Here is a 15,665-nt window from a genome sequence, read left to right as displayed (position 1 = left end):
CATTTCGCTCGCATTCATCGTAAAAATAGATAATAGAAAAGACGTCATTCCAGTCACGAATTTGAAATAAATACATAATCTCTAAGCAAAATCGACAATTGCGAACTAGGCTTAATTTGTTAGGGATTTGTGTTTTTAAGCGGTTGTATGTCATCACGACATTTTCAGAGGGGAATCACTATGAGTATTTTTGACCACTTTCAGGCACGCTATGAAGCAGCCAAGGACGAAGAGCTTTCCATTCAGGAGTTTCTAGCTCTGTGTAAAGAAGACAAAAGTGCTTACGCCAATGCAGCGGAGCGCTTGCTAATGGCCATCGGCGAACCTGAGTTTGTCGATACATCGAAACACCCACGACTTAGCCGAATCTTTTCAAACCGTGTGATTTCTCGCTACAAAACGTTCGAAGACTTCTACGGGATGGAAGACGCTATCGAACAAATCGTCTCTTACCTCAAACACGCGGCCCAAGGATTGGAAGAGCGGAAACAAATTTTGTACTTACTCGGCCCAGTGGGCGGGGGTAAATCATCACTGGCTGAAAAACTCAAAGCCTTGATGCAACAAATGCCGATTTATGTGTTGTCCGTCAACGGGGAGCGCAGCCCGGTGAATGACCACCCATTTTGCCTGTTTGACGTCACCGAAGACGGTGACCTATTGAAACAGGAATATGGTATTGAAAAACGCTATCTGCGTTCAATCATGTCGCCTTGGGCAGCCAAACGCCTACACGAATTCGGTGGCGACATCACCAAATTTAAAGTCGTCAAAGTCCGTCCTTCGATTCTCGACCAAATTGCGGTCGCCAAAACCGAACCGGGCGACGAGAACAACCAAGATATTTCATCACTGGTCGGTAAAGTCGACATTCGTAAACTTGAGCACTTCTCACAAGATGATCCAGACGCCTACAGCTACTCCGGCGCATTGTGTCGAGCCAACCAAGGTTTGATGGAATTCGTTGAGATGTTTAAAGCACCGATCAAAGTGCTGCATCCCCTACTAACTGCCACGCAGGAAGGCAACTACAACGGGACCGAAGGCCTCTCTGCCCTGCCGTTTGACGGCATGATTCTGGCGCACTCGAACGAGTCCGAATGGCAAACCTTCCGTAACAACAAAAACAACGAGGCGTTCCTCGACCGTGTGTACATCGTCAAAGTGCCTTACTGTCTGCGTGTGTCGGAAGAAGTCAAAATCTACCAAAAACTGCTGGATCACAGTGAGCTGTCGCAAGCCCCTTGCGCGCCAAGCACCTTGGATCTACTGGCCCAGTTCAGCGTACTCTCACGCCTAAAAACCCCCGAGAACTCGTCCGTGTTCTCGAAAATGCGGGTCTACGATGGTGAAACACTCAAAGACACCGACCCGAAAGCGAAAAGCTATCAGGAATATCGTGATTACGCCGGCGTCGATGAAGGGATGTCGGGGCTGTCGACCCGTTTCGCGTTCAAAATTTTGTCTCGCGTGTTTAACTTCGATCACAGTGAAGTGGCCGCCAACCCAGTGCATCTGTTCTACGTCATTGAGCAACAAGTCGAGCGCGAACAGTTCCCACAAGAAACCGCAGAACGCTATCTAGAATTCCTCAAAGGGTATCTGGTACCGCGTTATGTTGAATTCATCGGCAAAGAAATTCAGACCGCTTATCTTGAGTCTTACTCTGAATACGGTCAGAACATCTTTGATCGCTACGTCACCTACGCCGACTTCTGGATTCAAGACCAAGAATACCGCGATCCAGAAACCGGTCAGTTGTTTGACCGTTCGGCACTCAACAGCGAACTGGAAAAAATCGAGAAAACGGCCGGCATCAGTAACCCGAAAGATTTCCGTAACGAAATCGTCAACTTCGTGTTGCGTGCGCGTGCCAACAACAACGGTCAAAACCCGGTTTGGACCAGTTACGAAAAACTACGCACCGTGATCGAGAAAAAAATGTTCTCGAATACCGAAGAGTTACTTCCTGTTATCTCCTTCAATGCGAAAACCTCTTCTGACGATCAGAAAAAACACGACGACTTTGTCGCCCGTATGATGGAGAAGGGCTATACAGAGAAGCAAGTCCGATTGCTGTCTGAGTGGTATTTACGCGTACGTAAATCCTCTTAACAGTCAATCAGCCCTGGCCTCAGTTGCGGTGGCATTCGGATAGGATGCCACTTCTGCTGGTCTAACACACAGGGCAGGCCCGAAGTCGTTTGAGCGAACAACGCTCACTGGGGGACGTATACAGGGAGAATCTCATGGCGCAATTTATCGACAGAAGGTTGAACGGCAAGAACAAGAGCGCAGTCAACAGACAGCGTTTCTTACGCCGTTACAAAGAGCAGATCAAGGAATCGGTCGCTGATGCCGTCAATCGTCGTTCCATCACCAACACGGAAACCGGCGAAGACGTTTCTATTCCGCATCGTGACATCAAAGAGCCCGTTTTCCATCAAGGTAAAGGCGGCCTGCGTGAACGCGTGCACCCGGGAAATGATCAATTCATTCGCGGCGACAAAATCGAACGGCCGAAAGGTGGTCAAGGGGGCGGCTCGGGTGAAGGGGAAGCCAGCCCGGATGGCGAAGGCGAAGACGATTTTGTATTCCAAATTTCCAAAGACGAATATTTAGATATTCTGTTTGAGGATCTGGAACTGCCAAACCTCAAGAAGAATCAAGTCAACAAAATTACGGAATGGAAAACCCACCGTTCCGGCTTCCAAACCGCCGGGATTCCAGCCAACATTTCCGTGGTGCGTTCATTGCAACAATCATTGGCTCGTCGCACGGCAATGACCGCAGGTAAACGCCGCTTAATGAACGAACTGGAGGCCGAACTGGAGCGAATTCAGCACGCCGAACCGGCGCAGCTGCTGGAAGAACGTCGCCTCAAACAGGAAATTGAAGCGTTACGCGCCAAAATTGATAGCGTGCCGTTTATCGATACATTCGATTTACGCTTCAAGAACTATGAAAAAAGACCCGTGCCTTCCAGCCAAGCCGTGATGTTCTGCTTGATGGACGTATCTGGCTCGATGGATCAAGCCACCAAAGATATCGCCAAACGGTTTTATGTGTTGTTGTATCTATTCCTCACGCGAACGTACGAGAACGTGGAAGTGGTCTTCATTCGTCACCATACCCAAGCCAAAGAAGTCGATGAACATGAGTTCTTCTACTCACAAGAAACCGGGGGCACCATCGTCTCCAGTGCATTGAAGTTGATGAACGAAATTATTGAAGCGAGATATCCACTCGGGGAATGGAACATTTACGGCGCACAAGCATCTGATGGCGACAACTGGGCCGATGATTCCCCCCGCTGTAAAGAGCTGCTCACCAACAAGCTCTTGCCGTATTGTCAGTACTACGCGTACATCGAGATCACGCGACGTTCGCACCAAACTCTGTGGCACGAATATGAAAAACTGCAGCCTTCATTCGACAACTTCGCGATGAAGAATATTCGCAATGTGGAAGACATTTTCCCTGTGTTCAGGGAGCTATTCCACAAGGAAACAGCATAGGGAGCGCGCACATGACGACAAAGACCAAAGCGACCTCAAAGCGCAAAACCAAAAGCAATATGTTGCCCGATGGACCGGATTGGACGTTCGACCTGCTCGAGCAGTATCACGTTGAAATTAAACGGGTTGCTGAACATTACAAACTCGACACTTACCAGAATCAGATTGAGGTGATCACCGCAGAACAGATGATGGATGCCTACTCCAGCATTGGGATGCCAATTAACTATAACCACTGGTCATTCGGTAAAAAATTCATTCAGACAGAGCAGAACTACAAGCACGGCCAAATGGGCCTTGCCTATGAAATTGTCATCAACTCCGACCCCTGTATTGCCTATTTGATGGAGGAAAACACCGTCACCATGCAAGCGTTGGTGATGGCCCATGCGTGCTACGGACACAACTCGTTTTTTAAAGGCAACTACCTGTTCCAAACGTGGACGGATGCCAGCTCGATCATCGACTACTTGTTGTTTGCCAAGAACTACATTAGCCAGTGTGAAGAGAGGTACGGCGTCGCCGAGGTGGAACAGTTACTCGACTCCTGCCACGCTTTAATGAACTACGGTGTGGATCGCTACAAACGACCTGAAAAAATATCCATTGCGGAAGAGAAAGCTCGCCAGGAAGAACGCGAAGCCTATCTGCAATCGCAGGTGAACGAACTGTGGCGGACCGTGCCGAAAAAAACAGCGGAAACAGAAAATCAGCACCGTTTCCCCAGCGAACCCCAAGAGAACATTCTCTACTTCATTGAAAAGCACGCTCCCCTGCTTGAACCGTGGCAGCGCGAAATTGTGCGTATTGTGCGTAAAGTGAGTCAGTACTTCTATCCGCAAAAGCAAACGCAAGTGATGAACGAAGGCTGGGCGACCTTCTGGCACTACACCATTCTCAATCATCTGTATGATGAAGGATTGGTGTCTGACAAATTCATTCTTGAGTTTTTGCATAGCCACACCAGCGTTGTGGCACAACCGTCCTACAACAGTCAGTATTACAGTGGCATTAACCCCTATGCGTTAGGCTTTGCCATGTTCCGCGACATCAAACGCATCTGTGAAGAGCCGACAGATGAAGACCGTGAATGGTTCCCTGAATTGGCGGGATCCGACTGGTTGGAAGCGCTCCACTTCGCGATGCATAACTTCAAAGACGAGAGCTTCATTAGCCAATACCTGTCACCGAAGATCATTCGTGACTTTAAACTGTTCGCTATCTCCGATGATGACCACAAAAACTTTATCGAAGTAAGCGCAATCCATGATGACTTGGGCTACCGCCAAATCCGGGAGAAATTGGCCGCTCAATACAACCTCAGCAACTTAGAACCGAATATTCAGGTCTACAGCGTCGACGTGCGCGGCGATCGTTCCATCACGCTGCAATACGTGCCGCATGATCGTATTCCTTTAGATCCAAGCTACGAGGAGGTGCTGAAACACATGCATCGCCTGTGGGGTTTTGAAGTCAAACTAGAGGAGGTCAAGGAAACAGGAAGAAGAGAGATCCTCGCAACCTGCCCGAAGAGGAATGACTTCGAAAGTCATAATTAAACGGGCAAAACACAACATCTAACATGCAATTTGTAATCAAAAGCCCCGCGATTGCGGGGCTTTTCTTATTTGGTTCGTGCGATGAACTCACACAATTAACCCACGATGCGACGCACCGCTTCTAAATCTTCTGGCGTGTCTACACCCGCTGGCGGCGCTTCAAGCGCAACGGCCACGTGGATTTTTTCGCCGTACCACAGCACGCGCAGCTGTTCGAGGCTTTCAATTTTTTCCAACTGACTTGGCTGCCAATGGATATAAGTATTGATGAAGCCGGCGCGATACGCGTAGATCCCAATATGACGCATCAGGGGTTGAACGATGGTTTTGTCGTTGGCAAAGTTGTCGCGATCCCATGGAATTGAAGCGCGGCTAAAATACAACGCATACCCGTCTTTGTCGGTCACCACTTTCACCGCATTGGGGTTAAACACCTCTTCGGCATCGCTAATTTCAACCGCTAGGGTTGCCATCGGCGCTTGGCTCGCGGCCAGATTATCGGCCACTTGACGAATAATGCTCGGCGGGATCAGCGGCTCATCACCTTGCACATTGACGATGATGTGATCATCTTCGATGCCCATTCGTTTCACCACTTCGGCCAAGCGTTCAGTACCTGACTGATGGTCCGGCGATGTCATGCATACCGTGCCGCCAAAGGCGTTCACCGCCTGTTCTACTCGCGCATCATCTGTCGCGACAATGACGCGATCCGCGCCCGCTTGCATCGCTTGTTCATAGACCCATTGCACCATTGGCTTGCCTGCGATATCCGCCAGCGGTTTGCCCGGTAAACGCGTCGACTGGTAGCGCGCAGGAATGACAACCGTAAAAGACATTAGCGTCCCTCATCCATCGACATGGTGCGAGCTTCGTTTTCCAGCAGCACTGGAATCCCTTCTTTAATCGGGTAAGCGAGGCGATCCAATTTACAAATCAGCTCTTGGTGATCTTTATCGTACGTCAGTTTGCCTTTACAGACTGGGCAAGCCACGATTTCAAGCAGACGGTGATCCATACTGTTCCATTACCTCTTTAATTGTTTCCAGAATGCACTGTTTATCTTCGGCGGCAATTTCCGCTGAAACAGGTAAATACCACCAGTTGTTCTCGGCAAAGCCGGTGCATTTGACGGCATCTTTTTCTGTCATGATGACATGGTCTCCGCGACTGGCTAATACGCGCAGTTCAGAGACATCAAATTCTTTATGGTCTGCAAACCCATGCGTCACCACCGGGGTTGCGCCGAGCTGTTCTAATGTGTTGAAGAAGCGAGGTGGGTGTCCAATCCCCGCCCAAGCAACCAGATTGGTCAGTTCACTGACCGACACTTTCTCACCCGTAACCAAATTGACAGCCCGCTCAGGTTGAAGGCGCATGGCAATTTCGCCATCTTGAGCCACACCACCGTTGGTCATGATGAAGTCAACCTCTTTGAGCCGAGCAATCGGTTCACGCAGTGGGCCAAGTGGGATCATCTGTTCATTTCCAAAACGACGAACGCCATCGATCACGACAAATTCAATGTCGCGCTCTAACGCGTAGTGCTGAAGGCCATCGTCGGTGATCACGACATCGATCGCCTGTGCCAAAAGCGCCTTCACTGCATTGGCACGAATTGGATCGACTGCCACGGGCGCCCCTGTACGCTGATGAATCAGCTTCGGTTCATCGCCACAATAGGCTGCTGGTGTTTGCGCATCAACCACCAGCGGGTAAGACGGCGCTTTGGCTCCATAACCGCGAGAAACCACCCCCGGCTTGTAACCCAACGCTTGCAAGGTTTCCACCAGCCACACCACCACAGGCGTTTTACCGTTGCCTCCGGCGGTGATATTCCCCACCACAAGAACGGGAACTGGCGCTTTGTAACTCGGTTTTAGGCCACGTTGATAACGGTGTCTGCGCGAGCGACTCACCGCAGCGAAGAGCACACTCAGTGGCCACAATAGTGGCCACAGCAGATAAGACATCCAGTGACGCTGAAACCATATCTTTTCAATCACGAATTATTCACCGAACTGAATGCGGTGCAATTGCGCGTAAGCACCATCTTTTGCCAGCAATTCAGCGTGCTTACCACGTTCGATAATTTCGCCCTCATCAACCACCAGAATCTCATCGGCTTGTTCGATCGTCGACAGGCGGTGCGCAATCACCAGCACTGTTTTATTCTTCTGCAGCTCATCGAGAGCCGCTTGAATCGCACGTTCCGATTCGGTATCCAGCGCAGATGTCGCTTCATCAAGAATCAAGACCGGCGCATCGCGCAGCAAAGCTCGCGCAATCGCAATGCGTTGACGCTGACCACCAGACAGGCTCGCACCATTTTCACCAATCATGGTATCCAAGCCGTCATCCATGTTCTGCACGAAGTCCATCGCATGCGCCAAACGCGCCGCTTCTTCAATCTGTTCACGCGTGTAGTTGCCTTCCGCCGCATACGCAATGTTGTTGGCAATGGTGTCGTTGAACAGGTGAACGTTTTGCGAAACCAAAGCAAAATGCTGGCGCAGGTTGGTCAGTTTGTAATCGCGAATGTCATGTTCATCAAGCGTGATCGAGCCAGAATCCACATCATAAAACCGTGTAAACAGATTGGCGATGGTCGACTTACCCGACCCAGAACGCCCAACCAGTGCCACGGTTTTGCCTTGTGGAATGGTAAAACTCACATGCGACAACGCGGGCTTTTCTTTGCCTTGGTAAGTGAACGTCACATCTTTCACCGCAATGTCACCGCGCACTTTATCGGTTTCAAATTTACCGGTGTCGTTTTCGGTTTCTAGCGCCATCAGTTGGAACAACGTTTGGCTTGCAGCCATACCGCGTTGGAAATCAGAGGTCACGTTGGTCAATGCTTTGAGTGGACGCATCAAGCCAAACATGGCCGAGAAAATCACCGTGAACGTCCCCGGAGTCAATTGGTCACGAATGGAATCAAAGCTTGCTAAGTACAGCACCGCCACCAGCGCCATTGATGCAATCATTTGAATCACTGGGTTGGCAATGGACTGCGCAGAAACCAGCTTCATGGTTTGCTGGCGCATCTTATTACTCACGGTTTCAAAACGCTTTGTTTCCACGTTTTGGCCACCGTAACTCAGCACCACTTTGTGGCCTTTCAACATCTGCTCGGCAGAAGACGTCACATGCCCCATCGTGGTTTGCATGCTTTTGGAGATCTTACGAAAGCGCTTCGACACGACGCTGATCCCCATCGCCACGACAGGCGCGACTACCAAGAGCACCAGCGACAACTGCCAGCTGTTCCAAAACATCAACACGAGGAGGCCGACAATGCTCGCACCTTCACGTACGATGCTCACCAGCGCTTTACTGGTTGCGCCCGCGACTTGTTCGGTATCGTAGGTAATGCGTGAGAGCAATCCGCCCGTAGACTCGCGGTCAAAGAAGCTGACCGGCATGTGCATGAACTGATTGAAAATACGGCGACGCATCAACATCACCACATTCCCCGACACCCAACTGAGGCAATAGGAAGAGACAAAGCTACTGATGCCGCGCACCATCATTAACCCCAGAATGATGAACGGCAGCGTTTTCAGAAAATTAGATTCCGCTTGGCCAAAACCTTCATCCAGCAAAGGTTTCAACAACGAAATCATATAAGTATCAGAAACAGCGTTCACCACCAGTGCGATTACTGCAACCACCAAGCCCGCTTTGTAAAGGCGAATATAGGTCCACAAGCGTTTAAAAGTTTGCCAAGTGGTTTCGTCAGAATTCAGTGACATAGATAAGCTTTATTTTGATGACAATATTGCGGTCATTCTACCCCTTTACGTAGCATCTGCCTATACCAAGGGGGATATCCTGACTGGCGCAATGTTGATAATAGACGAGTTTCTGCGCGATAGCTGAGGGTGATTTGCCCCGCCTCCCCCGTATCCAGCCACTTTGCCCCAGTCGCTTGATAGCGTTGAACCACGTCTTGATCGGGCAGATGCCATTGATTGCCTTTGGCCAACGAGGCGATTGCCACCTGCGGCGCCACGTGTTCGATAAAGCGAGCGGTCGAGGAAGTTTTGCTACCATGATGCGGCACAATCATGATATCGCTCTTGATATCTTTGGCTTGGCGACTGAGTAACCACTCACCGACTGCCGTCACATCGCCAGCCAACAACACGGAATGACCATATTCAGGATCGCTGAGCCTCAGCACGCAGGAGTGCACATTGTGCGCGCGCGAGACCGTTTTCGGCGGCCACAACGCCTGTAATCTCAGCCCCTGCCAATCCCATTGTTGCCCTGCAACACACGTTCGCCATTGGGGTTGACGTTGACTGGCCAGTATCCATGACGGAGACAACCATTGCTGCGCATCCGCCAAACCGCCGGCATGATCGCTATCCATATGACTGATAATCAACCCATCCAGTTGATGCACGCCACGTTGATGGAGCAGTGGCACCACCAGTGAGCGCACGTAACTGCCATCAGGCCAACCACTGCCGGTGTCATAAAGCAACACGCGCTGTTGGCGCTCAATCAGCACCGCCAGACCATGGCCGACATCAAGCACATCAATGCGCCAGCGATCCTTGGGCGAATTGAACTCCCACATGCCAAGCGCGAGTAGTGCAACAGCGATTCGGGCATCGCGACTCAGCAATGGACGCAGCACCCAACCGATCCCGCCAGCGCACAACACGAACGTGGTGGCATGACTGACTGCCACCCAACTGGATTCAGAGAGTGTTAATGCCTGACTCAAAGGCCAAAAGCTGAGATCAATCAGCGTCCATATCCAATCGACTTGCTCAAACAGCGACGTAAGGACCAACCCCAAGAACAGCAGCGGCACAATCACCACGCTGAACCACGGAATAAACACCAAGTTGTAGAGCGCCGACGATAGGCTAAAACCAGAGAAAAACAGCGCAGAGATCGGCGTCATCAATAGAACCAACGTGCACTGTGTCATGACAAGCTGTCGCCACCCACGTTGTGTCGATGAGCGACTCGCGAGCTGATACAGCACGACCGAGACGGCCAAGAACGACAACCAAAAACTCATCGACAGCGGCGCAAATGGCGACACCAGCAGCAACGCACCCAGTGTCAACAGAATGCGCTGCACAGCCGTGATGCGCCACCCGCTCATGGTCAATAGCACATTCAGCGTACACATGAGCAACGCGCGCTGTGTCGGCAAGGTAAATCCAGCTAACCACGCGTACACCGTGGCCATCAGCAGACCGACGATCCATGGCAGCCACAGCGCGTTGACGTGGATGCACATCAACGCGCTTCCCAACAAATAACCTACAGCGAAAGCCATGCCGATGTGCAGTCCAGAAATCGCAACCAAATGGATTAATCCGCTGTCGCGAAGCGCACGCCAGTCATCTTCCTGAATGCCATTGCGATCGCCAAACGTCAGCGCCAAAATCATGCCTTGTGCTTGGAGATGTTGCGTAGCAACTTGGATTTTTTGGTGCAAAGTGTCCCGCCAGCTGGGTCGAGAGACGACCGAAAACGCCGACTGCGGTTTGACGGTCGCGCGAGCAACCCAACCTTGGCTGAGATAGTATGCTTCTATATCAAATCCGGTTTCATTGAGGCGTCCATAAATCGGTTTCACCGTGACTGAAAACGTCACCTGATCGCCGATATGGAGTGCAATGGGCGCGACTAATCGGACAATCGGCTGACGAAAGGTGGGCAATTGTTGACCGTTAATTGATCTCACCACGATACTGCCTTCATTCCCGTAACTTATTTGCTTAAAAAAGCTGTCAACCTCACCTTTTATGGTAATATCCTGCCCTGCTTGAAAAATAGTGTTGGATTGAGATCTCATTACGTTGCCATGTGTTACTATCACTAACACGGCAAACGCGATCCCGCCCCATCCTCTGAGCCGAGTGACTAATACGGTGCCCATCAGAGCGACAAGGCAAATGAATGCAAAACCCCAACTTGGCATCCGCGGCCAATAGGGTGCAGACAAGACGGTGAGCGAGAACGAAATGAGCATCCAATAATTCGAATAGAGAGTCATGTTCCCCTATGCCAAGAAAATTCATTAAGCGGTTTATGCCTGACCACGACGTCATCAAACGTCAAAAGGCATTAAAAGTTTTTGGCAATGTGCTTTATAACCCAAACTTGTGGTGTCTCAATCGACGCTCTGCTGCCGGTGCGTTTGCTGTTGGTCTATTCATGGCATTTGTGCCACTGCCAAGCCAAATGATCATGGCTGCCGGTCTCGCGATTCTGTTCGGTGTCAACTTGCCTTTATCCATCGCCTTGGTCTGGATTACCAATCCCATCACGATGCCCGTAATTTTCTACTTCTGTTACAAAGTCGGTGCCTTGCTGATGAACGTGCCGCCTCAACCGTTTCATTTTGAGGCGACGTGGGACTTCATCATGCAGCAAATGAGCACCATCGGCCCTCCGTTCTTACTTGGGTGTGCCGTCTGCGGTGTAACCGCTTCGCTACTGGGCTATTTTGGTATTCGCGGTCTATGGCGTTATTCGGTGGTGCGCAGTTGGAAAAAACGTCGTACCAGCAAAGTGGCATCTAAGATAATCTGAACACGTCGGCATGAAGTAAGCTTTGTGCAACGCTGAGAGCGATGAAGAATTCTGGTCTGCAATTCGTTGTAGACTCAGTATGAAAAAAAGGACCCGATGGGTCCTTTTTTATTGCGTTGGTATTGACTTCATCGCGGCTACTTGCTGCTCAGAACTCGCGCCGGATTCAGTTTGCTGGCGCGCGCAGCGGGATACCACGTTGCAAGTAGACTCAAGACAATCGCTGTGCCCGACACCAACAGGACATCCCCACTGTCGACCTGCGACGGCAAAAAATCGACAAAGTAGATATCCCCCGATAAGAAATGGTGGCCAATCAGCGTTTCCAACCCTTTGACCAGCGGCGTCAGGTTAAATGCCACCACAACACCAAACACGCTACCGACAATACTACCCAGTACGCCAGAGAAGACGCCCTGCCAAACAAAAATTCGTTTCACCAACCCATCCGTCGCGCCCATGGTGCGCAGAATAGCGATTTCCGCGGCGCGGTCTTTCACCGCCATCATCAGCGTGGAAACAATGTTAAAGCTCGCCACCCCAATCACGAGCACCATCACCAAATACATGATGGTGCGCACCATCTGAATGTCGCGATAAAGAAAACCGAATTTCTGCTGCCAGCTGCGCAAGTACACATACTCGTTCAATGTATTGCCAACAGAACGTACGATCTGATTGGCACGCAACACATCTGACACTTTGATCGAGACGCCCGTCACCGCGTGATCCAAGCGCGCGTATTGCTGCGCATCTTCCAAAGGCAGCAGGGCTAAGCTGTGGTCTATCTGACCATTGAGCGCAAGCAAACCCGTGATCTGCACGCGAATGCGGCGCGGCGCTTGCACGCGCGACGAACCATCGGCGGTAGGGATCATTAACGTGACATAGTCACCGACTTTGGCGCCCAGTTGATCGGCCACACCTTTGCCCAGAATCACTTGTTGTTCGCTAGGCACAAACCGGGACCACGCCTCATCCGTCACAAACTGCGACAAACGCGACACCGCTTGTTCCATGCTTGGATCAACCCCACGCACTTCAATCGCTTTGAGTTGCGTGCCTCGCTCAGCCAGCGCGGTAAATTTCACGTATGGCGCAGCCGCTAACACTTCAGGATCTTGGGTCGCCTGCGCCACGACGGCTTGCCAGTTTTGCACCGGGCCGCGCACCCCTTCAAACTCCCCATGCGGGATGACCGACAACACGCGATTTTGCAGCTCACGTTCAAACCCATTCATGGCCGATAAGCCAATGATGATCACCGCCACACCGACAGCAATGCCAATGGTTGACGAGAGGGAAATAAACGACACCATTTTGTTGCGCTGTTTCGCGCGACTAAAACGACTGCCGATGAACAGCGACAGAGAAGCCAACACTTACGCTTCCCCCACATTCAGTAGCAGACCATCTTGCATGTGCAATTGACGATCCATTTTCGCCGCCAATTCACCATCATGCGTCACCACCAAAAAGGCCGTGCCAGACTCACGATTGAGCTCTCGCATTAAATCGTAAATGGACAAGGCGGTGTTGTGGTCAAGGTTGCCCGTCGGTTCATCCGCCAGTACCAAATCCGGCTTATTCACCAACGCTCGCGCAATCGCCACACGCTGACGTTCACCACCAGACAGTTCAGCAGGTCGGTGTTCCAGACGATGCGACAAGCCAACTCGCGCCAGCAGTGCTGCCGCTTCTTGTTTCGCCTGCGCCACTTTTTGACCGCCAATCAGCAGCGGCATCGCCACGTTTTCCAACGCACTAAAGTCCGCCAGCAAGTGGTGAAACTGGTACACAAAACCCAAATGCTGATTACGAATTTTGGCTTGCTTGTTTGAGCTGAGTGAACTGAGTTGCTGGCCTAAGAACTCCACATGGCCTTCAGACGCATCATCTAGCGCCCCAAGAATGTGCAGCAGCGTACTTTTGCCCGACCCCGACGTACCAATGATCGATGCGAGTTCGCCTTGTTGCAGTTCAAAGCTCACCCCTTTCAACACCTGCGTCTGAAGATCGCCTTCTTGATAAGTTTTACAAACGTGGTGACAACGTAAAAGGTTATTCATAACGGAGAGCCTCAGCGGGTTTGACAGAAGATGCGCGGTAAGAAGGAAACAACGTTGCCAGTAAGCTCAGCACAATCGCCAACAGCACGACAACACAAATTTGCAGCGGATTAATCAGCACCGGCAGTTCGCCGCCCATCGGAAACAGCGCCACACCAAGTGTCGCCATCATGGTATTGAGATACTTTGCCACAAGCACCCCCAACGCTCCGCCGACCATCGCGCCGATCACCCCACTACTGGCGCCCTGAACCATGAAAATCGCCAGCACTTGGCGATCGGTCATGCCTTGGGTTTTCAAAATGGCGACTTCTGCCTGCTTCTCCATCACCACCATGATCAGCGCCGAAATAATATTGAACGCCGCCACACCAACGATGAGACCCAACATCAAACCCATCATGTTCTTTTCCATACGCACGGCTTGAAACAGTTCGCCACGTTGATCGCGCCAGTCGCTCCATTGCCACCCATCGGGCAGGGCCGTTTTCGACAATTCCCCCACCACAAACGGGTCGTTAAAGAACAAGCGCCAACCCGAGACCGTTTGATCGTCAAAGCGCAGCAGTTTGCCCGCATCATGAATGTGCGTAATCATTAACTGACCATCCACATCGGAACCGGTGTTGAAAATGCCAGCGACAGTGAAATTGCGCTGACTGGGAATGCGGCCCAGCGGTGTAAATTGGCTCGCACTGGTGACCATCAAACGCACTTTGTCGCCCACCGACACATTCAGATTGCGCGCCAGCGTATGGCCGAGAAAGACGCGATATTCCCCTTCCATTAACGATGCCAAACGCCCTGCAATCAAATAGTCGCCAATCGGGTCATGTTGGTTCGGCGCGATGCCGACCATCAATCCGGCCGAAAGTTGAGAGGCACTTTGAATCACAGCTTCACTGCGAACAATGGGTTCGGGTTCACGTTGCGTGGAGAGTGCGCGGATGAAGGCTGGCGCGGTATCGGTCAGCGCCGTTTTGTCCTGCGCTTGGGAAATCACCGCTTGTGGCAATACGCCAAGGATGCGGCTTTTGAGCTGCGCTTCAAAGCCATTCATCACGGAGAGTACCGTGACCAACGCCATCACACCGATGGTGATACCGGCGGTGGACATATAAGACACGAATCGACTGAACCGGTCACCGGAACGTCCGCGCAGATAGCGTAGCCCGATGAAGGTAGAAATCGGATGAAACATAATGAAAACCAATCAAATAGGATGGCGCTACTGTAACGAGAATCCAGCCAAGGTTGTAGTTTTTCTTTGCTAAATCTCTGTAAGAGGCGCTTTAATTCACACCAATAACAATGACATACCTTGATTACTTGGTCCGTATGACGATAATCAACACAGAGGTGAGAAGGAACACACTATGATTGACCAAGAATATTTCACGGTGCATCACGCACTGAACATCAATGTTGAGCCGATGCCGGCCGACTTTCTGCTGCCTTCTCCACTGGATTTTGAAGCTGAAATTCCGGCGCCTTTCGTCGTGGCAAGCGAATTCAGCCAACTGGATCAACTCAACGATGCCGCCAGACTCGAACTCAAAAGCAGCGATTTCAAACATGTTATTCAGCTGTTGGAAACGCAAAACTCCAAGCTGAATTTGCTCCTGAGCTTTATGCTGTCGCAGCAAGACGATCCGGCCTATCGCACCTTCACGATCAGCTTCGGCGCCAGCCAATTTACCTACCGTGCCAAAAACGCGGTGCAAGCCGGACAACAAGTGCGCGCCAAACTGTTTTTGGAACACCCAGCCGCAGCGATTTACTGCTATGGCCAAGTAACGGCTTGCGAAGCTGAAGACAATCAGTTTATCGTGACGGTACGTTACGAACTACTGCGCGATGCCGATCAAGATCTATTGATTAAAGCCGCGCTCTACCAACAGCAAAAGCTGCTGCGTCAACGCTCTTTAGACCGAGACAAATCATAAGCG

13 protein-coding genes are annotated in these 15,665 nt (G+C 51.1%); 5 read left to right on the top strand and 8 right to left on the bottom strand.

Annotated features, from left to right (window positions below; translation table 11 throughout):
• Positions 1-180: 180 nt before the first annotated feature.
• The 3 genes from ACF8PK_RS07430 (at position 181) to ACF8PK_RS07420 (ending at position 5,077) form a co-directional block, all read left to right on the top strand.
• Positions 181-2,115 (top strand): PrkA family serine protein kinase, encoded by a 1,935-nt coding sequence (locus ACF8PK_RS07430; protein WP_004726445.1) that lies wholly within the window; start codon positions 181-183, stop codon positions 2,113-2,115.
• A gap of 134 nt (positions 2,116-2,249) precedes the next feature.
• Positions 2,250-3,518, top strand: coding sequence for a YeaH/YhbH family protein (locus ACF8PK_RS07425; protein ID WP_004726446.1), 1,269 nt, complete (start codon positions 2,250-2,252; stop codon positions 3,516-3,518).
• 11 nt (positions 3,519-3,529) lie between these two features.
• On the top strand, positions 3,530-5,077 hold the full coding sequence (locus ACF8PK_RS07420; protein WP_004726447.1) for a SpoVR family protein: 1,548 nt from the start codon (positions 3,530-3,532) through the stop codon (positions 5,075-5,077).
• Between the two features lie 95 nt (positions 5,078-5,172).
• On the opposite strand, the gene kdsB is transcribed toward ACF8PK_RS07420, so the two are convergent.
• From kdsB to ACF8PK_RS07395, 5 genes are read right to left on the bottom strand one after another with little or no spacing between them, the layout of a single operon-like run.
• Positions 5,173-5,916 carry a 3-deoxy-manno-octulosonate cytidylyltransferase gene (kdsB, locus tag ACF8PK_RS07415; protein ID WP_004726448.1) on the bottom strand — a complete coding sequence of 248 codons (744 nt, stop codon included), beginning with the start codon at positions 5,914-5,916 and terminating at the stop codon, positions 5,173-5,175.
• Positions 5,916-6,095 carry a Trm112 family protein gene (locus tag ACF8PK_RS07410; RefSeq protein ID WP_004726449.1) on the bottom strand — a complete coding sequence of 60 codons (180 nt, stop codon included), beginning with the start codon at positions 6,093-6,095 and terminating at the stop codon, positions 5,916-5,918. The genes kdsB and ACF8PK_RS07410 overlap by 1 nt, the downstream gene beginning before the upstream one ends.
• Positions 6,076-7,083 carry a tetraacyldisaccharide 4'-kinase gene (lpxK, locus tag ACF8PK_RS07405; protein WP_392440666.1) on the bottom strand — a complete coding sequence of 336 codons (1,008 nt, stop codon included), beginning with the start codon at positions 7,081-7,083 and terminating at the stop codon, positions 6,076-6,078. Before lpxK ends, ACF8PK_RS07410 begins: the two co-directional genes overlap by 20 nt.
• 3 nt (positions 7,084-7,086) lie before the next feature.
• Positions 7,087-8,835, bottom strand: coding sequence for a lipid A ABC transporter ATP-binding protein/permease MsbA (msbA, locus tag ACF8PK_RS07400; protein ID WP_004726451.1), 1,749 nt, complete (start codon positions 8,833-8,835; stop codon positions 7,087-7,089).
• Positions 8,836-8,867: 32 nt separating this feature from the next.
• Positions 8,868-11,108 (bottom strand): DNA internalization-related competence protein ComEC/Rec2, encoded by a 2,241-nt coding sequence (locus ACF8PK_RS07395; protein ID WP_392440665.1) that lies wholly within the window; start codon positions 11,106-11,108, stop codon positions 8,868-8,870.
• 8 nt (positions 11,109-11,116) lie between these two features.
• Here ACF8PK_RS07395 and ACF8PK_RS07390 point away from each other — a divergent pair, with 8 nt between their 5' ends.
• Positions 11,117-11,647, top strand: a complete 531-nt coding sequence (locus ACF8PK_RS07390; protein WP_004726453.1) for a DUF2062 domain-containing protein — start codon at positions 11,117-11,119, stop codon at positions 11,645-11,647.
• Between the two features lie 137 nt (positions 11,648-11,784).
• Here the strand turns inward: ACF8PK_RS07390 and lolE are convergent, their stop codons facing one another.
• From lolE to lolC, 3 genes are read right to left on the bottom strand one after another with little or no spacing between them, the layout of a single operon-like run.
• Complete coding sequence (lolE, locus tag ACF8PK_RS07385; protein ID WP_392440664.1) at positions 11,785-13,029, bottom strand: lipoprotein-releasing ABC transporter permease subunit LolE; 1,245 nt, start codon at positions 13,027-13,029, stop codon at positions 11,785-11,787.
• Positions 13,030-13,716 (bottom strand): lipoprotein-releasing ABC transporter ATP-binding protein LolD, encoded by a 687-nt coding sequence (lolD, locus tag ACF8PK_RS07380; protein ID WP_014205392.1) that lies wholly within the window; start codon positions 13,714-13,716, stop codon positions 13,030-13,032. It lies immediately after the preceding gene.
• A complete protein-coding gene (lolC, locus tag ACF8PK_RS07375) occupies positions 13,709-14,917 on the bottom strand; it encodes a lipoprotein-releasing ABC transporter permease subunit LolC (RefSeq protein ID WP_041942585.1) in 1,209 nt (402 codons plus the stop codon). Before lolC ends, lolD begins: the two co-directional genes overlap by 8 nt.
• A 175-nt stretch (positions 14,918-15,092) precedes the next feature.
• On the opposite strand from lolC, the gene ACF8PK_RS07370 reads away from it, so the two are divergent.
• Positions 15,093-15,662 carry a hypothetical protein gene (locus ACF8PK_RS07370; protein WP_014205394.1) on the top strand — a complete coding sequence of 190 codons (570 nt, stop codon included), beginning with the start codon at positions 15,093-15,095 and terminating at the stop codon, positions 15,660-15,662.
• Positions 15,663-15,665 lie beyond the last annotated feature (3 nt).

The organism is Vibrio sp. CJQ_6, assembly GCF_043106745.1.
Taxonomy (GTDB): domain Bacteria; phylum Pseudomonadota; class Gammaproteobacteria; order Enterobacterales; family Vibrionaceae; genus Vibrio; species Vibrio furnissii.
Note: the sequence above shows the minus strand (reverse complement) of the source record. Positions and strands in the feature narration are given on the sequence as shown.